The following is a 22,322-nucleotide window of genomic DNA, read 5'->3' as shown; positions in this document are numbered from 1 at the left end:
TACGATTAGCCACCCGGTGTGATTATGCAAATCATTCAAGAAGCTCTCACCTTTGACGATGTTTTATTGGTGCCCGCCCACTCCAGCGTACTGCCGCGCGAAGTCGAACTAAAAACCCAGCTGACTCGCAAAATTAAGCTGAACATCCCGCTGGTGTCCGCGGCAATGGATACGGTGACCGAAGCCCGCCTGGCTATCGCGATTGCTCAGGAAGGCGGCATCGGTATCATCCATAAAAACATGACTGTCGAGCAGCAGGCAGCGGAAGTCAGAAGGGTTAAAAAATACGAAAGCGGCGTGATCAAAGACCCGATTACCGTCTCTCCCAACGTCACCGTTCGCGAGGTAATGGAATTAACCCGCGCTAAAAACATCTCCGGCGTTCCGGTGGTGGATGGCGAAGAATTGGTCGGCATCGTCACCAGCCGTGATTTGCGCTTCGAAACCCGGCTGGACGAATCGATTCGTTCGATCATGACGCCGAAAGACAAGCTGGTGACGGTCCATGAGTCGTTTAAGCACAAGGAAGTCATAGACTTGCTGCACAAGCACCGCATCGAGAAAGTGCTGGTCGTCAACGATGCCTTTCATTTGCGCGGCATGATTACCGTAAAAGACATTCAAAAAGCCAAAGACAACCCGCAAGCCTGCAAGGACGAACAGGAAAGACTGATTGTCGGTGCCGCGGTCGGTACTGGCGCGGATACCGGAGAACGGGTTGGCGCGTTGGTGGAAGCTGGCGTCGATGTCATCATCGTCGATACCGCTCACGGTCATTCGCAAGGCGTGCTGGATAAAGTGCGTTGGGTAAAACAAAACTTTCCGCAAGTCCAGGTTATCGGCGGCAATATTGCCACCGCAGCGGCCGCCTTGGCATTGGTCGAAGCCGGTGCAGACGGCGTCAAAGTGGGTATCGGTCCGGGCTCTATTTGTACCACGCGGATTGTCGCCGGTGTCGGCGTGCCGCAAATCACTGCCGTTAGCAATGTCGCGGATGCGTTAAGAGGAACAGGCGTACCTCTGATTGCCGACGGCGGCATCCGCTATTCCGGCGACGTTGCCAAAGCCTTGGCGGCCGGCGCGCATGCGGTGATGTTGGGCGGATTGTTTGCCGGCACTGAAGAGGCGCCCGGCGAAGTGGAATTGTTCCAAGGCCGATCCTACAAATCTTATCGCGGCATGGGCTCTTTGGGTGCGATGTCGCAGCAGCAGGGCTCCAGCGACCGCTATTTCCAGGAAGATACTGAGCAAGTCGAAAAATTGGTGCCGGAAGGTATCGAAGGCCGGGTGCCCTATAAAGGCAGCGTGTTGGCGATTGTGCATCAATTGTTAGGTGGTATCCGCTCCAGCATGGGTTACACCGGCAACAGCACTATTGCGGCGATGCATGACAATGCCCAGTTTGTGCGTGTCACCAGTGCCGGCATGCGTGAAAGCCATGTGCATGACGTGACGATTACTAAGGAAGCGCCGAATTACCATATGAACTAATGCCGGCCCTCAGGCTGTTGCTCTCGGGTCTGCGCTTTCGCGTCGACCCGCTTTAATCGAACACAAATCACAGAAATAGCTCAATGTCCGAAACCTCCTCAACTCCATGCAATCTTTGCGGCGGCAACCATGTTGCCGTGTTATCCATGCGCAGCCGCAGCGGCGCCGAGTTGCGCAGCGTCATCTGCAAGGACTGCGGGCTGGTCTGGAGCGATCCGTTTCCGCACGATCCTCGCCAGTTTTACGAAGAAGATTATCGGCTGGCATACAAAAATACCTACGCCCCCAAAGCCAAACATATCTTGCGCGCCGGCCGAGTTGCGCTGACCAGGCATGAAAAAATCAAACACTTATTGCATAAACCGCAAACCCTACTGGACGTAGGCACCGGCGGCGGCGAGTTTGCTTATTTAATCAAATCGCTGGGCCACAATCTGTACGGCATCGAGCCAAACAAGGGTTACGGCCAATATTCCGCCGCGCAATACGATCTGAATTTGCAATTTGGCTTTATTCAAGATGCACAGTTCGAAGAAAGCAGTTTTGATGTGATCACCATTTGGCACGTATTGGAGCACACCGAAGATCCTTTCTTTGTTTTAGGTAAGTTGCGTAGCCTGTTGAAAGCCGACGGCGTGTTAGTAGTGGAAGTACCGAATATCGAGGCCACCTGTCAATCGCCGAGCAGCACTTTTCATGAGGCGCATCTGTACAATTTCAATTTAGCGACGCTGCGGCGCATGGGCGAAAAAGCCGGCCTAATTGAGGAAAGACATGTGTTTTCCGAAGACGGCGGCAATGTCACGCTGTTTTTCAAAAAAGCCGAACACCCGGCCGACCAAGCCATGACTTGGGGAATCCCAGAAAATGCCGAACGAATCTCCGCGATTGTACGCGGCCATACCAATTTACGGCATTACATGCGCGCGGCCCCTTATTTGCGGTTTATCAAACGCATGAGTCGTTCGCTGTTCGAAAATCGGGACGTCAAAGGTTTCGATAACAATAAAAGCCTGCTTGACCAATTGTATCGGGGCTTATAGTACGCTCGTCACTTAGATTTTCCGGTGGGTACGCTAGTCGGCCCACCCTACATTTTTGAAAGGTTTCCCGTCATGTCATCCCACGCGACCAACATCCATTCCGACAAGATCCTGATTCTCGACTTCGGTTCGCAGTACACACAATTGATCGCCCGCCGCATCCGCGAAATTGGCGTGTATTGTGAGATATATTCCTGCGATTGCAGTGCCGATGAAGTCAAAAACTTTGCACCCAAAGGGATCATCCTGTCAGGCGGCCCGGAAACAGTCACCAGTAGCGATACGCCGCGCGCGCCGCAAATTGTTTTTGAATTGGGCGTACCGGTATTGGGCATTTGCTACGGCATGCAAACCATGGCCGAGCAGCTGGGCGGCAGAGTGGAATCCTCCGATCACCGCGAATTCGGCTACGCGCAGATTCGCGCTCGCGGCCATTCCAAATTGTTGTTGAACATCGAAGATCACGCTTCACCGGAAGGTTTCGGCTTATTGGATGTGTGGATGAGTCACGGCGACCGTGTCGTTGAACTACCGACCGGTTTTAAATTGATCGCCAGCTCCGACGGCGCGCCAATAGCCGGTATCGCCAACGAAGACAAGCACTTCTACGCGCTGCAATTCCACCCGGAAGTCACCCACACCAAACAGGGCGGACGGATTTTGAGTCGGTTTGTGTTGGAAATCTGCGGCTGCCAGGCGTTGTGGAATGCCAGCAATATCATTGAAGACAGCATTACCGCCGTGCGCGAGAAAGTCGGCAGTGATCAAGTGATTTTGGGCCTGTCAGGGGGGGTGGATTCATCGGTGGTCGCGGCGCTACTGCATCGCGCTATCGGCGAACAACTGACTTGCGTATTCGTCGACACAGGCTTGCTGCGTCTGCACGAAGGCGATCAGGTCATGGCGATGTTCGCCCAACATATGGGCATCAAAGTGATACGCGTCGATGCTGAAGCCCGTTACATGGCGGCACTCGCCGGCGTCAATGACCCGGAAGCCAAACGCAAAATCATCGGCGGCCTGTTCGTGGACATCTTCGATGAAGAAGCCGGCAAACTCACCGACGCCAAATGGCTGGCGCAAGGCACCATTTACCCCGATGTCATCGAATCGGCCGGCGCAAAAAGCGGCAAGGCACATCTGATCAAATCGCATCACAACGTCGGCGGCCTACCGGAAAACATGAAGTTAAAACTGGTCGAACCCTTGCGCGAATTGTTCAAGGACGAAGTACGTAAACTGGGCTTGGAGTTAGGCTTGCCGGCCGATATGATCCACCGCCACCCCTTCCCCGGCCCCGGCCTGGGCGTACGCATCCTCGGCGAAGTCAAAAAACAATATGCGGATTTGCTGCGTCAGGCCGATGCAATTTTTATCGAAGAACTGTATCGCCACGATCTTTACCACAAAGTCAGCCAAGCCTTCGCGGTATTCCTGCCGGTTAAATCGGTGGGTGTGATGGGAGACGGCCGAAAATACGACTATGTCATCGCGATCCGCGCTGTCGAAACCATAGATTTCATGACCGCGCGCTGGGCGCATCTGCCTTACGATTTCCTGGATTTGATCTCACGCCGCATCATCAACGAAGTGCCCGGCATTTCCCGCGTGACATATGACATTTCCGGCAAGCCGCCCGCGACGATAGAGTGGGAGTAATAGCTTCAAATTAAAATGGAGCTTTGAAAATGACTTCCGGTCAACGCAAGCGCGGGGTGTGAAAATTTGCTCCGCGCAATAGCTTATTCATTGTTTCTCCCAAGCCGGTAGTCAATTGTTTTGACTACCGGTTTTTTTTTTGCGATGAATGAGCAGTCTTGGTCGCCATGCCGAATTAAAGTTAATAAAACGCGGCTTAACCTACGTCGGTTCTTACTGATAAGCGTCCGTCAATTCGCCTAACAACCCATCATTGGCGCGCCCCGGTCTTAGCAGGTATAGGCAGGGTCATGTCGATGCCGGCAGCTTCTTTTCTTGAGTATTGGATGTTTCGTAACTGGGCTGTTTATGCTGCACGTTGCGAAAGAACCTTAAGTTGAGGGTTTGTCCAAATCATTTCCTTGGTGGCCGGTAAAGGTCCGCCAAATTAACCAGCCATCCACGATTTTTGACGATATTGACGTTGGTCAAAGCCATCGAATAACAGCCTGTGTCCGATACGGCAATTGTTGGGTATTTAATGACAATAAGATGAATGCTCCCAGGCACAACTAGAATGGTTTTCAGGTGGAAAACGGTTAGATTATTTAGGCAAAAATGCAAGGGATTAATTTTAATTATGCACAAAAAATTACTTGACACTGTCGACAGCCAAAGACTGCCTGGTCGTGGGCTCTAATGTTCGTATATTGCATGTAAGTTATTGATTTTAAATTGTATAAACTGTTGTCTAAAATTGAGTCAATTTAAGCAAAGGCCCCAAAAATTAGGCATTTAGAGCGCGAAAAAACTTTTTATCCCCAAGGTTATCCACAGCTTTTGTGGATAACACCATAACTTAGTTGCCTGTCAGTCAGTTAGCGCTAAAAGCTATATTCCCGTGCAGGTTTTTGTCTTATTTCCGACACGGTTGCAACTTGGCCTGCCTGGGATTTTGCAAAGGAATGTCAGCGGATGGCTACATTGGCGGAGGCATTTGATTACAGTATTTTAAATGCGGAGTTCCTTGCGGTGCTGCTTCTAGTGTTATGACAGGGCTCTTAAAAACTGTTCGCCTTATGCTCTTGAGCGAACTCAGTCTGTCGATGGACGCACCCGCCTGGAGTCAGACGAGCTCAGCCTTAACGGCATGCCCGCGATAAAATACTGCCGGGTTAATAAGCTATCGGCTCCAACTGCGCTGGATGGAAATTAACTATGTTAAATAACTTTTCCAATTAGGTCATATACCGCATTATTTGTAGCGTGTTGCTCCGGTAGTGCCGGGCAATTTGCCGCCAAATGCCCTAAATACCGCTATTTTAGCGCTCTGGCATGAATCTTGGTTATTCGCCCAATTAACGACACCAAAATCCGCATATCCTAACCATGAGCAATGCTCTCCACATCTCCCGCCTGATTGAGGCTTACGACGAGGAATTACGCCGGGTGATGTTTAGACGCTGCGGCTGCCTGGATACCGCCGCCGACATCGTGCAGGAGACCTACCAGCGCATGTTTACCGGCAATTTGTGGCAGCAGGCCGACAACCCGCGCGCCTTGCTGCATCGCATCGCCGCCAATCTGGCCACCGATTACGAACGCCGCCGCAATACTCGCAATCAACATGTAGAGCATGACGATACCGGCGACGCGGCCTTGCAGGTTAGCGACGGTATCGATCCGGAGCAAATCAGTTTGGCGCGCGAGCGCTTGGACCGCTTGGTCGCGGCGATAGATAGACTCCCCGCCAAATGCCGGACGGTTTTCGTGCTGCGCAAGTTCGAGGAACTGAGCCACGCCGAAATCGCCCAGCGCCTAGGCATATCCCGTAATATGGTGGAAAAGCATCTACGCAATGCCTTGGCCGCCTTGCAAGAACACGACGATTTTTAGCTGATTCGCTCCTGTTTTCACAGGGTTATGCGTCCTATAATGGCGAGCCACCAACCCTGAATTGCGCCCGATGAAAAACTTCAGCTTTTATCGCTCACCGCTAAGCAGCAGGATGCATTGCCGCCTGTCGGCTGTAAACGGACATAGGCAATGAAAATCTCTGCCGAGATTAAAGCCGCTGCCCGCGACTGGTGGGTCAGGCTGGATAGCGGCAAACTTAGCCCTAATGAGCACGCCGAATTTACCCGCTGGTTGGCTGCCGATCCTTTGCATCGTCAGGCTTACGAGCAATTACGCGAGTTATGGGGAGCGCTGGACGCTATCGCACCGAAAATAACGATTCCGGCCGCCAGCAAACCCAAGCAGTTTGCTTGGCGATGGCAGTGGGCGCTGCCAGCCTTAGCCGGCGGCTGCCTAGCCTTGTGGTTGTTCAATCCGCTATGGCTTATATTGCGCGCCGATTTTCATACCGGCTTCGGCGAGCGGCGCGACGTGCATCTTAGCGACGGCTCGACGGTGCATCTGAACAGCAACAGCGCATTGGAAGTACATATCGACGGCGCACAGCGGCAATTGACCCTGCTACAAGGCGAAGCCTGGTTTGAAGTCAGCCCCGACAAAGCCAGGCCGTTTCGGGTAAATACTGAGCACGGCAGCGTGACCGCGCTGGGTACGGCCTTTAATGTGCGGCTGCATCACGATAAAACCGAAGTCAGTGTCACGGAACACAGCGTGGCGGTGGACTTGCAACAAGCCGACGGCAAAACGCTGCACACCGTGGTTGCCGACGGTCAGCAAATAGCCTATAGCGCCGAATCGGGACTGAGCAATTTGCAACACATCGATAGCCAGGCCGTTACCGCCTGGCAACGCGGCAAACTGGTGTTCGAAAACCGGCCCCTGGGCGAAGTGCTTACCGAGCTGAATCGCTATCATCGCGGCTTTTTGCTGATCAACGATCCTGAACTGGCCCAACGCCGCGTCAATGGTGTGTTTCGTACCGACCAAGCCTTATCGGTGCTGGAGGCCTTGGAAACCTCTCTGCAACTGCGCTCAACGCGGTTTGGTGATTATTTGATCGTGCTGCACCGCTAAACGAGTTTACGGCATCGGTGGCGTTTATTGACCGGGCAAAGGCATTGAGGCGAATGCTATTTAAGGGCCGGGTTACTAACGCTCCCGGCAAATTCCCGTTTTGATCTACTCGATAGTTGTTGTCAGCGCATTGCTGAAATTATCCCTCTACCAATTATCCGAAAAATAAATTTCAAACGCATTGAACTTGGCAACTACTTGGCGGAATTAACCTCGGAATGCAATTTGCTTTGAGCAAGTCCCCTATGTTGCCTCAAGGCAGAGCCGCGTTCACCCTCGGCAGTTGGTCAATGCCGACGCAGCAGCATCGTTCCCATGGAACAAAAAATCGCAGTCAACCTGAGGCTTGCCGCTGGTTAGCTGTACCTTAATGATCTTATCGACAGAGGATAGAAGTATGAGATTAAACATTGCTAAAACAGTAATTGCCGCCGTTTTGTTAATCGGTGCTGCGCCAGCGAATGCCAGTGCCGTGCATGATGCCGCCGGCGATTATCTGGCAACTTATTTCGGCAGTAAGACCGGCGATCTGGATGTGATCAGTGCCTCGGTTACTTACAATCCGGCCAGCGATCTTTTTCATTTCGAAAGTACCTTTGCCGGTAACCTCGGCGGCTCGCCGTCCGGTTTCTACATTTGGGGCTTCGATCGGGGCGCCGGTACCGGGCGGTTTACCGCAAACGGCTTGCCGCAAGTACTGTTCGATTCGGTCGTGCGTTTCAACATGGACGGCAGCGGCGTGGTAAGCCTGTTGACACCGACTTCTTCCACTACCCCCTTCGCCGCGGGGACCGCCAAAATTAAAGACAACCAGTTGATTGCCGACATTGCCGCGAGCTTGCTGCCCTCGAATGGTCTTGCCAAATCGAGTTACACCTGGAATCTCTGGCCGCGCGACGGGGCTCTGCCGGCGGGTTTTGGACAAATTTCCGATTTCGCTCCCGATGCCATCAACGCCCCCGTGCAAGTCGTACCGCTCCCTGGCGCGTTTTGGCTGTTTGGTTCGGTGTTTGCTATGTTCAAGTTAGCCGGCAACAGCAAGCAGCGTTTTGCGGTAACAGTAAAATCCATTTGATAGCAGCACATTGAAAGCTGGCAAACCCGTTCCTGTTGTTTTATAGAGGCTTGAGCGGGTTTGCGACTTCATTCCTCGCCGGACGGCGCTGCCAGATAACTTACCTCTACCTCCGTCAAGCCGCTGATGCCGATTTGCTTGGCCGCGCCTTGCGATAAATCGATCAACCGATTCGGGCTGAACGGACCTCTATCATTAATCAGCACATCCACATAACGGCCATTGCGTAAATTGGTAACCCGCACTCTCGACGGAATCGGCAAAGTTTTATGCGCCGCCGAAAAGCCTTGCGGATTGAAACGGCTGCCGTCGGCGGTACGATTGCCCGATTCCGCGCCGTACCAGGAAGCCAAGCCGGTTTCCCGGTAACCATTTCCCGATGCCAAAGGGTAATACGTGATGCCTTTAACGGTGTAAGGCTTGTTGTAAGCGGCGTTGTTTTGATAGGTCGGCAGTTGGACAGGCCCCGGAGATCGCGGTGGCTCGGACGCACAACCTGCTAGCAGACCAAGAAAAACTGGCAAAAAGCCTGGATTGGCAAGCGCCTGGATTAGTTGGTTTCGCGACATTCGATAACTCCACAGGGCGTAATTTATTTGGCGCGCATGCGCTGGCAATAATCTAAGCATAATTTAAAGCACTCGTTAAACTCCGTTCGCTTGGGTCGCACCTTTCCGGTCTTCGCGCAGGCAGACCGTTGCCGGCGCGAGCTCATCCCGTCAAAATCGGCCAGCCCGAACAGGTTTGGTTATAATGCCGGCATCAGGAAATAGACAACTAGGGCCGGGATAGCGATTTCTTTGTTTGCCGACGCGGCAAACGCCACTTGAGGGGGAAAGATACATGGCGGGTGAATTACATAAAATCTTGATTGTTGGCGGCGGCGCGGCGGGGTTGGAGTTGGCCACCGAATTGGGGCAAAAACTTGGCAGAGCCGGCAAGGCGCAAATCACCTTGCTGGATGCCGCATCCACCCATATTTGGAAGCCGTTGTTGCACGAAGTGGCGTCCGGCACCTTAGCCGAAGCCGAGGAAATCGAATACTTGGCCCAAGCGCACAGCAATCACTTCCGCTTCTTGTTCGGCAGAATGGAAGGTTTGGATCGGACCAATAAAGAAATTATCGTCAGCGCGATTACCAACAAGAAAGGCGAAGAGATCATTCCGCAACGCCGCTTCAAGTACGACACGCTGGTGATGGCAGTCGGCAGTGTCAGCAACACCTTCGGCATCAAGGGCGTGGATAAATATTGCCGCTTTATCGATACCACCAAGGAAGCCTTCCGCTTTCAAAAACAACTGGTGGAAACCTATTACATCCAGTCTTACGCCAACCAGAGCCATCAACGTGACAAGCCGTTGTCGATTGTGATCATCGGCGCCGGCGCCACCGGCGTGGAATTGTCAGCCGAGTTGCACGAAGTCACCAAATTGCTGGCAACCTACGGGCTGGAAGGTTCGATAGACGTCAACATTACCATCATTGAAGCCGCGACTAAATTGTTGCCAGCCCTGCCGCCACGGCTGTCGCAAGCCACCCAGGAGCAATTGATCAAGCTGGGCATCCAGTTAAAACTAGGCCGCAAGGTCACGGAAGTCACCGAAACCGAGGTACACACTTACGATGGCGAAGTGTTCGACGCGGACTTAAAAGTCTGGGCCGCCGGCATCAAAGCCCCGGACTGGATGAAAGACCTGGATGGTTTGGAGTCCAATCACATCAACCAATTAGTGGTCGATCAAACTTTGCAAACCAGCGACCCCGACATTTTTGCTATCGGCGATTGCGCCGCCTGTGAATGGGTCGGCCACGGCGGCAACGTGCCACCGCGCGCTCAGTCCGCTCACCAAATGGCCTCTACCGTGGCCAAAACCATCATCAACCGCTTGAAAGGCAAACCGGCTGCGAAATTTGTTTATCGCGATTATGGCTCGCTGGTGTCGCTGGGTAAATTCAGCACGGTCGGTTCCTTGATGGGTAGCTTGATGGGTACGGTCAGCGTCGGCGGCTTGATTGCCTATGGTGTGTATCTGTCCTTGTACAAAATGCACCAAGTGGCCATCCACGGCTACTTCCGCACCGCGATGTTGACCTTATCCAATCTGTTCCGGCGCAGTACCCACGCCAAAATGAAAATGCACTAACCCACAACTCCATTGAGCGATACACATGTTAGAAATCGAATACGAATTCCGCGAAGAAGACCTGGTCCACTTTAATGAGGAAAGGCTGAAAAAAGACCCGGAAATGCAGAAAAAAATCCGCCAAAACCGCATCTTCGCCCCCGGCGTGATGATGGCGATTGCTTTGTTTTATTACGTGTATTACGTGGACATGACCACCACCGCCTACATCACGATATTGGCGCTGGCCTGGGCGATTGCGTCGCCGTTTATCATGAAGATGGACATGCGCCGCCAGTTTTTCAACAAATACACCGAAGCGGAAAAAAAGGCTTTATTCGGTATTCATTGGCTGAGCATCGAGCCGGAATTCCTGCAAGAACGCGCTCCCGGCGGTAAGAGCAAAACTCCGTGGAAAGACATGTTGCGGGTGGAAAAACATAAAGATTACGTTTACATCTATGTGGATATTGATGCGGCAATTGTGATTCCGCGCGCCACGGTCAAGAAAGGCGATTTGAAGGCGTTTGCTAAGCAGGCTGAGGGGATGATTGAGAGGGCGGGTTGATACTGTTTACCTATATTTGATAAATATGGGGCACGGCCGAATATATTCCTTTGGTAGACAAAAGTCTCCTTTAGGCGTCTATAACATGCCTTACTAACAGTAATAGACCATGATTAGCTATAATATACGCAATAACAAAAAAGTGTGAGGATTTGAAGCATGGCTATATATGCAATTTGGAATAATAAAGGTGGTGTCGGCAAAAGTTATTTAACTTTTCAATTGGCATCCGAATATGCTCGCCAACATCCTACCAAAAAAGTTTTAGTGGTCGATCTGTGCCCTCAAGCAAACTCATCGTCTATGTTGCTTGGCGGTATGGTTGTTGGTGAACAGCATTTAAATAATATTCATGGGCAACAGCCAAGATTAACTATTTCAGGATATATTGACGATAGAATTCTTAGTCCTTATGTGCCGACTAAGTCTGGTGCTGACTACATAACTCAGGTTTGTAAATATAACGATAAAGTACCCTCTAATGTATATCTAATTGTGGGGGATGAAAAACTAGAGCTCCAATCATCGCGCGTATCTAGTGCAACAGATAGAAATAGAGGGCCTGATGATGCCTGGAGAATAGTGCATTTGTGGGTTAAAGATTTAATTTCAGATATTAAATATTCATGGAAAGATACCGATACTTGCGTCTTTATAGATTGTAATCCAAGCTTTTCTGTTTATACAGAGTTGGCATTAACCGCCGCAGATAGATTGTTAATTCCGTTTTCTGCCGATGGTTCATCAAAGAGAGCTGTTAAGGCGGTGTTATCGTTGGTATATGGGAAGAGGCGACAATTAGGTGACAGGCAATCGGATTTTTATATTGAAACAAATAGTCATCGCATGTCTTTGCCAGAAATTTATATGTATATTGGCAATAGGCTAACTCAAATGAATAATTCATCAGCTTCCGCATTTAAAACAGTTGTTGATGAAATAAGCGATGAAATTTATTCTGAGTGGCAATCCAGTGATACCCCTTTTTGTATACATCCTAGTGGAACCCCTAAACCAAATAACAAAAAAACGTTTAAAAATATGTTTCAATTTGAAGTTAATGATGCAAATACAGCCTCAGTTGTTTCAGGGGCCCTAGGAATTCCTATAGGTATTCTTACTGCAGGGCAAAAGGTGGTTGCCGGAAAAACGGTGACCGTTAATCAGAGTCAACTAGATAGGCAAGTGCCAAATATAAAAGACCTTGTGAAACGCATTGAATAATTTATCGTTCCCACGCTTCAGCGTGGTGATGCATCCCTAGACGCTCTGCGTCGTCTAGCAAAAACAATGTTTTCGTGTTTGGTGTCGCTAACGCGACGGCTGGTTTTAATGTCGGTTTCACGAAACACATCCATGCGTTTCGCCCTGCGGGTGTTCCGCATGCAAACCGGCTATCCTGCCGATTTGTCGGCCCGACAGCCGAGATACTTTTCTTTGCTTGTCCAAAGAAAAGTATCCAAAAGAAAAGACACCCGGATGCCGCTTGTTCCCTGCGCTCCTCGCTTTTGAACGGGGTTACCGAAAGGGGCTTCCTGCCCCTTCGTCAACGTGCGGCATCCATGCCGCACCCCTTCGGGCTATTCCGTTCAAAAGTTCCGGTGCTCGGCGCGGCATACGGGAATAAAACTATCCCGATTTCACTGTAGTCTCTTAGGGTGGGTACGGTTTTTGTGCCCACGCGGATTGCTCTCCGCGACGCAATGATCCCCACAAAATATTAGTGCGTGCTAATCTATACTTGCTTTGGATGTTAGACAATGGCGAATTAGGTTAGACTCTGGTTGCATTTGCTTATGCCGATGGTTAACCAACGACAAAAGGAACTAGCTTTGCCAATGCGATGAGCCGGCCCGTCTCACCGACAGGGTGACTCAGTATCTATAAAGGCCTTCGCCGCAATGTCGTTCGAAAGCAGAGGACCTGCAAATTATTGGGAAATTAACGAAGCCCACCGGTTCATCGGGTGGGAGGAGCAAGCATGGAACTGTTACTTTTTCAAATCGGTGAAAAATATTTTTGCCTACCGCTATCCAGCGTCAAAAGGATTGTGCCCATTTCCCCGGTTTATCCGTACAGCGGGCAGAACTCCGATCCCTTCTACGGTATCGATGGCGAGGTTTTTCCTTATGTCTCGCTTTGGGATTTGTTGGATATCAAGTCGAAATACTTTGAATACGAGGAATTAAAGTCCTTTTTGGAAATTCGCAGAAAAGATCACCTGGAATGGATTGCCGAACTGGAATACTCGGTCCGCAACCACGGCACCTTCAGCAAGGCCAGAAATCCCAGGGAATGCGCCTTTGGTAAGTGGTTTTACGCTTACACGCCCCGACACAAAAAACTGCATTTGCTATTGTCTTGTTTCGAAAGACCGCACGCCGCCATACATGAACTAGCGGATAAATTGCTGAATATGGCGGAAACCGGCCGTGTCGATGAAGCCTTGTCGGCTTTGAATCAGGCTAAACACGGCACGTTAACGGAGCTTTTGAATATTTTCGACTCAACGATTGAATTGGTTGTCGACCTGCAAAGACGCCTAGTCCTGCTTGCCAAACATGATGCCAATTACCTGGCTATCGGCATTGATGAGGTGTCTGACATCGTTAAAGTGAAGGCGTCGATGCGTCGTGACAACCCTATTGCAAGGTCCGAGCATTTTTCCGAGTTCGTATCCTTTGAGAATGGTCAGGCTGTGCCGATTATTAATCTTGCATCCTTAGCCAACAATGCGCCGGGGTTGATGGGTAAATCAGCGAACTCGGCAATTTAGCGCCCGCAGTGCCGGGCAGATAATGAAATCATCCTCACTTCCAAGTTGTCGTTTTATATTTTAATACCGACGGCTTGGGCGACCAGTTTTTGATTCAGGACGCTAGCGGTTCGTGATAAATTCCCAATTCTCCTTCATAGCCCGACGACCACCATGACCACCATTCGCCAAGCCGATTTCATCCAAAGCATCGCCGATGCCTTGCAGTTCATTTCCTATTACCATCCCAAGGATTTCATCGATGCCTTGTATGTGGCTTACCAAAAGGAGGAAAGCCCGGCGGCGAAAGATGCGATGGCGCAGATTTTGATTAATTCGCGGATGTGCGCCGAGGGCCGCCGGCCGATTTGCCAGGACACCGGCATTGTTACGGTTTTTTTAAAAATTGGTATGGACGTGCGCTGGGATGCGGCATTGAGCGTGACCGAGATGGTTAGCGAAGGTGTGCGCCAGGCTTATCTGCATCCGGACAACGTGTTGCGGGCGTCCATCCTGGCCGATCCGGCCGGCAAGCGTATAAATACCAAAGATAACACACCGGCGGTGGTGCATATGGAACTGGTGCCGGGTGACAAGGTGGACGTGGAAGTAGCGGCCAAGGGCGGCGGCTCGGAAGCCAAATCCAAATTCGTTATGCTTAATCCGGCCGACAGCATTGTCGATTGGGTGATGAAAACCGTGCCGACCATGGGCGCTGGTTGGTGTCCACCCGGCATCCTGGGCGTTGGCATCGGCGGCACTGCCGAAAAAGCGATGTTGTTGGCCAAACAGGCGTGTATGGGTTCTATCGACATTCAGGAGTTGATCGCTCGCGGGCCATCGAATGCTATTGAAGAGTTGCGCCTGGAGCTATACGACAAGGTCAACGCGCTGGGCATCGGTGCCCAAGGTCTGGGGGGACTGACCACGGTGCTGGATGTGAAAATCCTGGATTACCCGACTCACGCCGCCAATAAACCGGTGGCGATGATTCCCAACTGCGCTGCCACCCGCCACGCGCATTTCGTGTTAGACGGTTCCGGTCCAGCGCTGCTGACGCCGCCCAAGCTAAGCGACTGGCCGGAAATTACCCAATCCGCCAGCAGTGCTCGCCGTGTCAATATCGATGGCCTGACCAAGCAAGACGTTGCCGACTGGAAACCCGGTGAAACCTTACTGCTCAGCGGCACCTTACTAACCGGCCGCGATGCCGCCCACAAGCGTATCGTTGATCTTTTGAACAAGGGAGAACCCTTGCCGGATGGCGTGGACTTAAAAGACAAATTCATTTACTACGTCGGACCGGTCGATGCGGTGCGCGATGAAGTGGTCGGCCCGGCCGGCCCCACCACCGCCACGCGAATGGACAGTTTCACCGACACGGTACTGGAAAAAACAGGCCTGCTGGGCATGATAGGCAAATCCGAACGCGGCCCGATAGCGATAGCAGCCATCGCCAAGCATAAAGCAGTGTATTTGATCGCGGTCGGCGGCGCGGCTTACTTGGTGTCAAAAGCCATCAAACAAGCGCGGGTCGTGGCGTTTCCGGAATTGGGCATGGAAGCGATTCACGAGTTTGTGGTGGAAGATATGCCGGTAACGGTGGCGGTGGATAGTCGCGGCGAGTCGATTCATGCGACCGCGCCGAAAGAGTGGCAATCAAAAATTGGGAAGATTCCGGTGGTGCTGGCTTAGGCTTTAGTGCGAGAGGGAGTTTACGCCGGGCCTTCAAACACGATGCCTTCATAAATCTCGGCGACCGGCAGTTCCAGGCCGATGGATTGCAACAACGCCCGCTCCCCGGCTTGATATAGCCGTAAATCCCATTGCTCGGCGCGGCGGTAACACTCCACGCGCTGCGTGTCCTGAGCGATCAGCACATACTCTTCCAAACTGGGCAACTTGCGGTAGTGATGAAACTTTTCGGCTCGGTCATAGCGCTCAGTAGCGTCCGATAACACTTCAATAATCAGTTTCGGCTGGCTGTTGTAGTGCTCGGCGGTGTCGGCTGCCGAGCAGGTGACGTGTAAATCCGGGTAGAAGAAACAGTCGTCGTGGGCGGTTTGCACGCGAACTTTCATTTCTCCGGAATGAACCCGGCAAGGTGTTCCGCGCAGGTAAGTATGCAAAAAAGCGATTAAATTGGTTGTGACGGTGTCGTGTGCCCGTTTCACGCCGACCATCGCATACACCTCGCCATTAATATATTCATGCTTGATGTCGCTGACTAATTCGCCTTGCAGATAATCCGCGACGCTGATCGATAATTTTTCCGCTAAAGCCATGTGCATGTCCTCGTGTTTACCCGCCAGCGATTTTAACGGCTAGAGTCGTCAATAGATAGTGCCGGCCCAAACCTTGGCCGGCCTAAAAACACGGGCTAAACTCAAATCTCTTTTTCGCCTGGTCATCCATGTCTATCGTTGCGCTGTTATTTATCGGTTTTTCGCTCGGTGCGGCCTTGCTGTTGCTGGCCGGCAATATCTTGCAAGCCAGGGAACCCGTACGCTTTACGTCGAAATTGGCCGGTTTTCTGTTGATAGCCGGCTTGGCCGGCATCCAAAGCCTGCATTTAGGCTACTTGCTGAATCGATACGAGCTGGTACATTCCGCGCTGTACCTGTTTCTGCTGTACGGGATTGCTCCCAGCTTCTATTTTTACAGCCGGCAACTGTTGCGTAATGCAGCCGGTTATAGCCGGCACGTTGTATTGCATGTCCTGCCGTTCGCGCTGTGCCTGATTTTGCCTTATCGGTTGGCCCTGCCCGGCGCTTTTTTGGTTGGCGGCGGCTATTTGCTGTGGCTGGCGAAAACCGTCTATGTGCTGCGCGGACAAAGGCAGCGCTTTCATTGGGAGTTATTGGCGCTGGGGGTTTTGTTTGCCATAGCGGTGGCGGTTTTGGTGTTGGGCTTCATCTGGCCGCTACTGGATGAAGCAGACTTTATTGCTGTTTACAGCATCTTGATCGGTTTGGCCTTTTTCGCGGTGGCGTTGACCTTATTGCGTTTTCCCAGCATTGCCGCCGACGTGTCGGAAGCGGTGCAGGCGGCTTATGCGGAATCGACCTTAAAAAATATCGATAAACCGGCAGTGCTGGCCAAACTGGATGCATTGATGACACAGGACAAACTATATGCACTGGAAACCCTGAACCTAGGTTTGCTGGCCGAGCAACTGAATTTGAGCCAGCACCAATTATCCGAACTGATCAATACCGAATTTCAACAAGGTTTTTCCCGCTACATTCGCGAACAACGCATCGCCGCTGCTAAAAAATTGCTATTGGCGGAACCCAATGCGTCGGTATTGTCGATAGGCATGACGGTGGGTTTTAGCACCCAATCCAATTTCTACGCGGCGTTTCGCGACATCGTCGGCGTCGCGCCGGGGCAATATCGAAAAACACACGCCGGCTAAACAAAAAACTCCAGTTTTATCATTTTGTAAATCCGTAACACTTTGAAGTTTATCGGGTTATATCCCGCGTAAATTATTTCTATTCCTGTCCTATCAATTCGGAAGTTCGGCCGTTTCGTGGTCGTTAATCTGCTCCTGCCTCTCAACATTTGGAGCAAAACCATGAACATTCTATTAACCGGCGCGACCGGTTTTATCGGCAGCGCCGTATTACACGAGTTGCTGCGACGGGGTCACCAGGTCACGGCCTGTTGCCGCCACCCCGAACGCCTACTCATCGATAATCCAAACCTGACCCGATTAAACTTGGATTTTGCCCAGGCCGGCGTAATTGACTACTGGCTACCGCATCTGCAAGCTGTCGACGCAATCGTCAACTGCGTGGGCATCATTGCCGAGAACAACAACCAAAGCTTTGCCCAGTTGCATAGCCAAGCACCGATAGCCTTGTTTCAAGCCGGTGCACACGCCGGCGTAAAAAAGATCGTGCAAGTTTCGGCTTTGGGTGCCGACGCGGGTGCCGAATCGAATTACCATCTCAGCAAAAAAGCCGCCGACGATGCCTTACGTGAGTTGGCCCTGGACTGGTTTGTACTGCAACCGTCGCTGGTTTACGGCCCCGGCGGGCAAAGTAGCGGCTTGTTTCATGCGTTGGCCGCTTTACCCGTGCATTTGCTGCCGGATGGTGGCCGCCAGCTTTTGCAACCCATTCATATCGCCGATGTAGCCACCTCCGTCTGCCGTTGTCTTGAGCCGGCTGTCTCCGGTCGTAAAACCTTGGCTTTGGTCGGCCCCAGCCCCCTAAGTTATGCGGACTGGCTGCAAGGGCTTAGGCGGCGATTAGGCAAACCCAAGGCCGGAACTTGCTCCGTGCCTTACCCATTTGCGCTGAGCATGGCGGGTATGGGCAAATGGCTGGGCGAGCCGATTTTGAGCAAAGACAACGTAGCGATGCTGAATCGCGGCAATTGCGCAGATCCAGAACCCCTCACTCAGTTTTTGGGCCGAGCGCCCATCAACGTGAACGAGCAATGGTTCGAACAAGCGGCCTGCCCAGCCGAGCGTTGGCATGCGGGTTTGTATTTTCTCAAGCCTTTGTTGCGATACGTGATTGCCTTCGTCTGGTTATGGAGCGGCATCACCTCGCTGTTTTTCTACCCGCATCAACTGAGTTATCAGCTATTGGCACCACTCGGCATCACCGGCATGGGCGCGCCAATTGCCTTATACGGCTTGGCAGCCATGGATATGGGCTTGGGATTGGCGACCTTGGCGCGGTTTAGGATCAACATGCTAATGCTTTGGCAGTTCTGGATCGTCCTCGGCTATAGCCTGACAGTGGCTGTTTGTTTACCGGAATTTGTATTCCACCCGTTCGGTCCGCTGTTGAAAAACCTGCCGTTTTTAATGTGCTTGTTGCTTGTCAGAATATTGGAAGGAGAGCCGTCATGATGTATTTATCGTTAAAATTGATCCATATCCTCAGCGCCATCGTATTGTTTGGCTTGGGTTCCGGTACGGTGTTTTACAAAGTGATGGCCGATAAAAGCGGCGATCACGCGGCAATCGCCTCGACCAGCAAACATGTAGTGCTGGCCGATTGGTGGTTCACCACGCCGACTGTGATTATCCAGCCGTTAACCGGCGTGTTATTGGCCGATCAATTGTCGGCTTCGTTCGGCGACGGCTGGCTGTGGTGGACAGTGGTGCTGTATTTAATCACCGGACTGTGCTGGTTGCCGGTGGTGATTTTGCAGATCCGCATGCGCGACATCGCCACCGAGGCACTGGCTCAAGGCCGAGCCTTACCTTATCTGTACCACTATTATTCCAAGATTTGGCTATGGTTGGGCGTGCCGGCCTTCTTCGGCATGATAGGCATCACCACCTTGATGGTGTTTCATAATTCACTCTGGAGCTGAGCCATGTCCGAATCATTAATGCAAAAAGTGTTGGGCGACGACTGGCAACAATTGCCGGAGGTTATTCAAAGACATTATCGAATTAGCGACGGCCAACAAAGCCGGCTAACGGGAACGATGGAAATTGGCTATCCAATTTACCTGTTTCCGTTGATTTGGCTAATTCATTTGTTCGGCGGCTTGTTACTGTGGCGCGGGCAGGCGGCACAAGCCGAAGTGGACAAGACCGCCGACGGCGAACTATTGCAGTGGCATAGGACGATGATTTACGCCGATGGTAAAACTGATTGCTTTAGTTCCAGGATGAGTTATGCGGCTGACCACGAGTTGGTCGAACTCATAGGCTTTGGTTTTGGTTTACGCTTGCACGTCAGCGTCGAAAACGGCGAGTTGCTGTATCGCAGTAACGGCCATTTCTGGCAATGCGGGTCGCTACGCCTGAATATTCCGGATTACTTATTGCTAGGTTCGGCCAGCATCAGCGAACGTGCTGTTTCAGAAGACGAGTTCTATCTGGATTTCAGCATCCGCCATCCCTGGTGGGGTGTGAGTTATTACTACCGGGGTAACTTTCGCTATGGCTGATAGGGTTTATCGATGGGAAGGGCGGCTACAGAGCGGGATACAAACGCGGCTCTTCCCAAGCATGCATGCCCGCTATACCGCTGTGTTCCGGTTTTCAAGACGACCCGGAATAATCGCGGATAAGTTCGAATATTGTGGGGTGAGCTCTTGCATGGCGGTGTAACCGGAGTGGGTTTGAGCCTGGTTAGTCCAGGCACCATTCCGGCTGAGCGCGAACAGCTACGACGTGTTGACTGAAGAAACCCAGCATGGCCGGTTGGCGCGTCTTGGCCAACTGTTTTTACCAAGCCGGATGTCCAAAATATCGCCAGATTTGGCTGGAATTATTGCAGGATATGGCGTTGTCTGAAGTTCCGGGTGGCGATTAATATCTCTCTGCAAGCCGCGCAAGCCACTGGTGGGTAACATGTTTGGTTCCCGTTTGCGCGGGAACCACACTATTTTTTTAGCCCACGTCCGCGACCAAACGCGGGTAATCGGTATAGCCAATTCTCGGATCCTGCCCCGCGGCCCCATAAAAGGTTTCAGCATGATAGGGGTTAAGGGCCACATTTAGTTGCAGACGCCGGACTAAATCGGGATTGGCAATATAGTCCTTGCCAAACGAAACGGCATCCGCTTCGCCGGCTGCAATGACTTGCTGCGCGGTTTCTCTATTAAAGCCTTCGTTGGCAATCAACACCCCGCCGAACCGCTTTTTCAACGCCGGGCTGATACGGTTTTCTCCGAGCGATTCTCGGGTAAAAATGAACGCAATGCCGCGTTTGCCCAATTGCTCGGCTAGATAGCCAAAGGTATTTAAGGGATCGGAATCACCCATCGTATGCGAGTCGCCTCTGGGCGCAAGATGCACACCCACGCGACCCGGTCCCCATACCGAAATAGCCGCATCCGTCACTTCCAGCATCAGACGGGCGCGGTTTTCCACCGAACCGCCGTAAGCATCGGTTCTTTTATTGGTGCTGTCCTGCAAAAATTGGTCTAACAGATAGCCATTGGCGCCGTGAATTTCCACCCCGTCAAAACCGGCAAGTTTGGCGTTTTCCGCGCCTTTACGGTAAGTCTCGACAATCCCGGGGATTTCGCTAATGTCCAAGGCTCGGGGTGTCACGTAATCCCGCATCGGACGGAGCAAGCTGACATGCCCCAAGGGCGCAATCGCACTGGGCGCGACGGGCAACTCGCCGTTTAGGTAGTCCGGATGCGACACCCGGCCGACGTGCCAGAGTTGCAGGAAAATTCGTCCGCCCGCTGCATGTACTGCTTGGGTTACCTTAGTCCAGCCCGCCACTTGCTCATCCGACCAAATGCCGGGCGTGTTCGGATAGCCCACACCTTGCGCGGACACGCTGGTGGCTTCGCTTAAAATCAGCCCGGCATCCGCTCGCTGTGCGTAGTATTCGGCCATCAACTCGTTAGGCACCCGGCCGGCGCTGGCTCGGCAGCGTGTCAAAGGTGCCAGCACGATGCGGTTAGGTAAATTGATGTCCCCCACTTTGATGGGCTCAAACAGGTTGCTCATATCGTCTCCATGTTAAATGCAATTGTTAGCTGTTTTACCTTACACCATACCATCCAGCCAGGTATTTTATGGAAATATGCAATCAGGCGGCACCGTTCATACCGTGCGCGGAAAAGTCTTATTAAGAATTGTCGTCAGTTAAGAGATGTTTAAGCCTGCGGGTGAACAATGAGCCGCAACTGAAGATCCCGGATAAGGAGGATTTATGTTCAGGCTTACCACACTATTGGCAACCATCTTGCTATTTTCGAGCGCAACATTTGCGCATGACGGCGGCTGGGGTGGCAGACATCATCATAGTTACCAACGCGAGCACTACGGGTATCACTATAACAATCCGTATTACCGCGCATACGTGCCGCCGCCCGCAGTCGGCTATTACCAGGCACCGGCAGATTATTACGGGTTGCCGCCAGTGAGAGGGTTTGTCTATCAACAACCCATCCCAGCACCGCGGTGTGATCGGAATATACGGCAAGGTTGGTAGTCGTGAACACGCGAATACGCCTTGCCCTGATGTTTTTGAGTCTGACGATGTTGAGCGGTTGTGTGGCTTACGCACCCTATGCGGAGTCTTATCCCGCGACATATACGCCGTATGGTTACGGTAGCTATAGTTACGGCTATTCGGCGCCTGTTGTGCCGGTCCCTGTGCCAATGTTTCGCGGTGGGTGGGGATACGGAGGCCATAGGGGCTATGGCGGGCATCACGGTCACGGACATTTTGGTCACCACGGGCATCACTAAACTGCGTTTCAGCCAGTTGCCGCGTGACATTATGTCGCATTCCAGGCATTAGGAAACACTGATACTATACTCACCATTGCAGAGATGTTCAGCGCAATAACTTCCTCCCTTAATCCGGCCTCGTGTCGGAATTTTTTTGCCTAAAAAACAGCCGTCTGATACCGGGCAAATAAAGACCAGTCATATTAAGGACCAGCTTAATAGTCAGGACTTTATTTGTCTGAGCGGCTCGAGCAAAAGTTTTAGGCCGTTGTGATCCATTTCCTGCATCAATGCCAATAGCCGGCCTAATTCACCGGCAGGAAATCCCTCGCGCGCGAACCAATTGAGGTAGTGGCCGGGCAAATCGGCGATAACGCGGCCCTTGTATTTGCCGTAAGGCATAGTAACGCTGACCAGTTTTGGTAAATCTTCGGGTTTCATGGATAAGTTTCCCTGGCTAT

Annotated in this window: 19 protein-coding genes; 15 read left to right on the top strand and 4 right to left on the bottom strand. The window is 51.9% G+C overall.

Translation table 11 applies throughout. The features are described 5' to 3' along the window. Positions 1 to 24: 24 nt before the first annotated feature. The 6 genes from guaB (at position 25) to ACMXD4_RS22230 (ending at position 8,238) form a co-directional block, all read left to right on the top strand. Positions 25 to 1,491 carry an IMP dehydrogenase gene (gene guaB / locus ACMXD4_RS22255; RefSeq protein WP_033156917.1) on the top strand — a complete coding sequence of 489 codons (1,467 nt, stop codon included), beginning with the start codon at positions 25 to 27 and terminating at the stop codon, positions 1,489 to 1,491. Positions 1,492 to 1,574: 83 nt separating this feature from the next. Next, positions 1,575 to 2,534, top strand: a complete 960-nt coding sequence (locus ACMXD4_RS22250; protein WP_240618030.1) for a class I SAM-dependent methyltransferase — start codon at positions 1,575 to 1,577, stop codon at positions 2,532 to 2,534. A 72-nt stretch (positions 2,535 to 2,606) separates the two neighbouring features. Then, a complete protein-coding gene (guaA, locus tag ACMXD4_RS22245; RefSeq protein ID WP_415879402.1) occupies positions 2,607 to 4,193 on the top strand; it encodes a glutamine-hydrolyzing GMP synthase in 1,587 nt (528 codons plus the stop codon). A 1,368-nt stretch (positions 4,194 to 5,561) separates the two neighbouring features. Beyond that, positions 5,562 to 6,068, top strand: coding sequence for an RNA polymerase sigma factor (locus tag ACMXD4_RS22240; protein WP_033156914.1), 507 nt, complete (start codon positions 5,562 to 5,564; stop codon positions 6,066 to 6,068). 150 nt (positions 6,069 to 6,218) lie between these two features. Next, on the top strand, positions 6,219 to 7,163 hold the full coding sequence (locus tag ACMXD4_RS22235) for a FecR family protein (RefSeq protein ID WP_415879401.1): 945 nt from the start codon (positions 6,219 to 6,221) through the stop codon (positions 7,161 to 7,163). Between the two features lie 397 nt (positions 7,164 to 7,560). After that, a complete protein-coding gene (locus tag ACMXD4_RS22230; protein WP_033156912.1) occupies positions 7,561 to 8,238 on the top strand; it encodes a hypothetical protein in 678 nt (225 codons plus the stop codon). Between the two features lie 68 nt (positions 8,239 to 8,306). On the opposite strand, the gene ACMXD4_RS22225 is transcribed toward ACMXD4_RS22230, so the two are convergent. Next, the gene (locus ACMXD4_RS22225) at positions 8,307 to 8,807 is read right to left on the bottom strand and encodes a septal ring lytic transglycosylase RlpA family protein (protein WP_033156911.1); all 501 of its coding nucleotides are present in this window, start codon (positions 8,805 to 8,807) and stop codon (positions 8,307 to 8,309) included. A 274-nt stretch (positions 8,808 to 9,081) separates the two neighbouring features. Here ACMXD4_RS22225 and ACMXD4_RS22220 point away from each other — a divergent pair, with 274 nt between their 5' ends. The 5 genes from ACMXD4_RS22220 to ACMXD4_RS22200 all read left to right on the top strand — a co-directional run bounded on the left by ACMXD4_RS22220 (position 9,082) and on the right by ACMXD4_RS22200 (position 15,380). Beyond that, positions 9,082 to 10,383 carry an NAD(P)/FAD-dependent oxidoreductase gene (locus ACMXD4_RS22220; protein WP_415879400.1) on the top strand — a complete coding sequence of 434 codons (1,302 nt, stop codon included), beginning with the start codon at positions 9,082 to 9,084 and terminating at the stop codon, positions 10,381 to 10,383. Positions 10,384 to 10,408: 25 nt separating this feature from the next. Then, positions 10,409 to 10,930 (top strand): YcxB family protein, encoded by a 522-nt coding sequence (locus ACMXD4_RS22215; protein WP_033156909.1) that lies wholly within the window; start codon positions 10,409 to 10,411, stop codon positions 10,928 to 10,930. A gap of 159 nt (positions 10,931 to 11,089) precedes the next feature. Further along, positions 11,090 to 12,154 (top strand): ParA family protein, encoded by a 1,065-nt coding sequence (locus tag ACMXD4_RS22210; RefSeq protein ID WP_415879399.1) that lies wholly within the window; start codon positions 11,090 to 11,092, stop codon positions 12,152 to 12,154. 757 nt (positions 12,155 to 12,911) lie between these two features. Next, positions 12,912 to 13,706 (top strand): chemotaxis protein CheW, encoded by a 795-nt coding sequence (locus tag ACMXD4_RS22205; protein WP_415879398.1) that lies wholly within the window; start codon positions 12,912 to 12,914, stop codon positions 13,704 to 13,706. 153 nt (positions 13,707 to 13,859) lie between these two features. Further along, positions 13,860 to 15,380 carry a fumarate hydratase gene (locus tag ACMXD4_RS22200; RefSeq protein ID WP_415879397.1) on the top strand — a complete coding sequence of 507 codons (1,521 nt, stop codon included), beginning with the start codon at positions 13,860 to 13,862 and terminating at the stop codon, positions 15,378 to 15,380. 20 nt (positions 15,381 to 15,400) lie between these two features. Here ACMXD4_RS22200 and ACMXD4_RS22195 read toward each other — a convergent pair whose 3' ends face one another. Then, complete coding sequence (locus ACMXD4_RS22195; RefSeq protein WP_171697169.1) at positions 15,401 to 15,970, bottom strand: Uma2 family endonuclease; 570 nt, start codon at positions 15,968 to 15,970, stop codon at positions 15,401 to 15,403. Positions 15,971 to 16,098: 128 nt separating this feature from the next. Between ACMXD4_RS22195 and ACMXD4_RS22190 the strand changes: the two genes are divergently transcribed. The 4 genes from ACMXD4_RS22190 (at position 16,099) to ACMXD4_RS22175 (ending at position 19,610) form a co-directional block, all read left to right on the top strand. Next, positions 16,099 to 17,103 carry a helix-turn-helix domain-containing protein gene (locus ACMXD4_RS22190; RefSeq protein WP_415879396.1) on the top strand — a complete coding sequence of 335 codons (1,005 nt, stop codon included), beginning with the start codon at positions 16,099 to 16,101 and terminating at the stop codon, positions 17,101 to 17,103. A gap of 162 nt (positions 17,104 to 17,265) precedes the next feature. After that, entirely contained in the window at positions 17,266 to 18,555 is a 1,290-nt protein-coding gene (locus ACMXD4_RS22185) for an NAD(P)H-binding protein (RefSeq protein ID WP_415879395.1), read from the top strand. Further along, positions 18,552 to 19,025 (top strand): DUF2269 family protein, encoded by a 474-nt coding sequence (locus tag ACMXD4_RS22180; RefSeq protein ID WP_415879394.1) that lies wholly within the window; start codon positions 18,552 to 18,554, stop codon positions 19,023 to 19,025. The genes ACMXD4_RS22185 and ACMXD4_RS22180 overlap by 4 nt, the downstream gene beginning before the upstream one ends. 3 nt (positions 19,026 to 19,028) lie before the next feature. Then, the gene (locus ACMXD4_RS22175; protein ID WP_415879393.1) at positions 19,029 to 19,610 is read left to right on the top strand and encodes a DUF4166 domain-containing protein; all 582 of its coding nucleotides are present in this window, start codon (positions 19,029 to 19,031) and stop codon (positions 19,608 to 19,610) included. 445 nt (positions 19,611 to 20,055) lie between these two features. Here ACMXD4_RS22175 and ACMXD4_RS22170 read toward each other — a convergent pair whose 3' ends face one another. After that, the gene (locus ACMXD4_RS22170; protein ID WP_033156900.1) at positions 20,056 to 21,132 is read right to left on the bottom strand and encodes an alkene reductase; all 1,077 of its coding nucleotides are present in this window, start codon (positions 21,130 to 21,132) and stop codon (positions 20,056 to 20,058) included. Positions 21,133 to 22,083: 951 nt separating this feature from the next. Next, positions 22,084 to 22,302: a DUF3820 family protein gene (locus tag ACMXD4_RS22165; protein WP_171697175.1), complete on the bottom strand. Its 219-nt coding sequence runs from the start codon at positions 22,300 to 22,302 to the stop codon at positions 22,084 to 22,086. Positions 22,303 to 22,322 lie beyond the last annotated feature (20 nt).

Source organism: Methylomonas sp. TEB, assembly GCF_047777895.1.
GTDB lineage: Bacteria > Pseudomonadota > Gammaproteobacteria > Methylococcales > Methylomonadaceae > Methylomonas.
Note: the sequence above shows the minus strand (reverse complement) of the source record. Positions and strands in the feature narration are given on the sequence as shown.

What these genes read in the sequence shown, in the direction of transcription:
- ACMXD4_RS22230 (WP_033156912.1), top strand. Translation starts at nt 7,561, where the DNA reads ATGAGATTAAACATTGCTAAAACAGTAATTGCCGCCGTTTTGTTAATC.
- ACMXD4_RS22240 (WP_033156914.1), top strand. Translation starts at nt 5,562, where the DNA reads ATGAGCAATGCTCTCCACATCTCCCGCCTGATTGAGGCTTACGACGAG.
- ACMXD4_RS22200 (WP_415879397.1), top strand. Translation starts at nt 13,860, where the DNA reads ATGACCACCATTCGCCAAGCCGATTTCATCCAAAGCATCGCCGATGCC.
- ACMXD4_RS22185 (WP_415879395.1), top strand. Translation starts at nt 17,266, where the DNA reads ATGAACATTCTATTAACCGGCGCGACCGGTTTTATCGGCAGCGCCGTA.
- ACMXD4_RS22175 (WP_415879393.1), top strand. Translation starts at nt 19,029, where the DNA reads ATGTCCGAATCATTAATGCAAAAAGTGTTGGGCGACGACTGGCAACAA.
- ACMXD4_RS22195 (WP_171697169.1), bottom strand. Translation starts at nt 15,970, where the DNA reads ATGGCTTTAGCGGAAAAATTATCGATCAGCGTCGCGGATTATCTGCAA.
- ACMXD4_RS22215 (WP_033156909.1), top strand. Translation starts at nt 10,409, where the DNA reads ATGTTAGAAATCGAATACGAATTCCGCGAAGAAGACCTGGTCCACTTT.
- ACMXD4_RS22190 (WP_415879396.1), top strand. Translation starts at nt 16,099, where the DNA reads ATGTCTATCGTTGCGCTGTTATTTATCGGTTTTTCGCTCGGTGCGGCC.
- ACMXD4_RS22235 (WP_415879401.1), top strand. Translation starts at nt 6,219, where the DNA reads ATGAAAATCTCTGCCGAGATTAAAGCCGCTGCCCGCGACTGGTGGGTC.
- ACMXD4_RS22220 (WP_415879400.1), top strand. Translation starts at nt 9,082, where the DNA reads ATGGCGGGTGAATTACATAAAATCTTGATTGTTGGCGGCGGCGCGGCG.
- ACMXD4_RS22170 (WP_033156900.1), bottom strand. Translation starts at nt 21,132, where the DNA reads ATGAGCAACCTGTTTGAGCCCATCAAAGTGGGGGACATCAATTTACCT.
- ACMXD4_RS22250 (WP_240618030.1), top strand. Translation starts at nt 1,575, where the DNA reads ATGTCCGAAACCTCCTCAACTCCATGCAATCTTTGCGGCGGCAACCAT.
- ACMXD4_RS22205 (WP_415879398.1), top strand. Translation starts at nt 12,912, where the DNA reads ATGGAACTGTTACTTTTTCAAATCGGTGAAAAATATTTTTGCCTACCG.
- ACMXD4_RS22210 (WP_415879399.1), top strand. Translation starts at nt 11,090, where the DNA reads ATGGCTATATATGCAATTTGGAATAATAAAGGTGGTGTCGGCAAAAGT.
- ACMXD4_RS22225 (WP_033156911.1), bottom strand. Translation starts at nt 8,807, where the DNA reads ATGTCGCGAAACCAACTAATCCAGGCGCTTGCCAATCCAGGCTTTTTG.
- ACMXD4_RS22180 (WP_415879394.1), top strand. Translation starts at nt 18,552, where the DNA reads ATGATGTATTTATCGTTAAAATTGATCCATATCCTCAGCGCCATCGTA.
- guaA (WP_415879402.1), top strand. Translation starts at nt 2,607, where the DNA reads ATGTCATCCCACGCGACCAACATCCATTCCGACAAGATCCTGATTCTC.
- ACMXD4_RS22165 (WP_171697175.1), bottom strand. Translation starts at nt 22,302, where the DNA reads ATGAAACCCGAAGATTTACCAAAACTGGTCAGCGTTACTATGCCTTAC.
- guaB (WP_033156917.1), top strand. Translation starts at nt 25, where the DNA reads ATGCAAATCATTCAAGAAGCTCTCACCTTTGACGATGTTTTATTGGTG.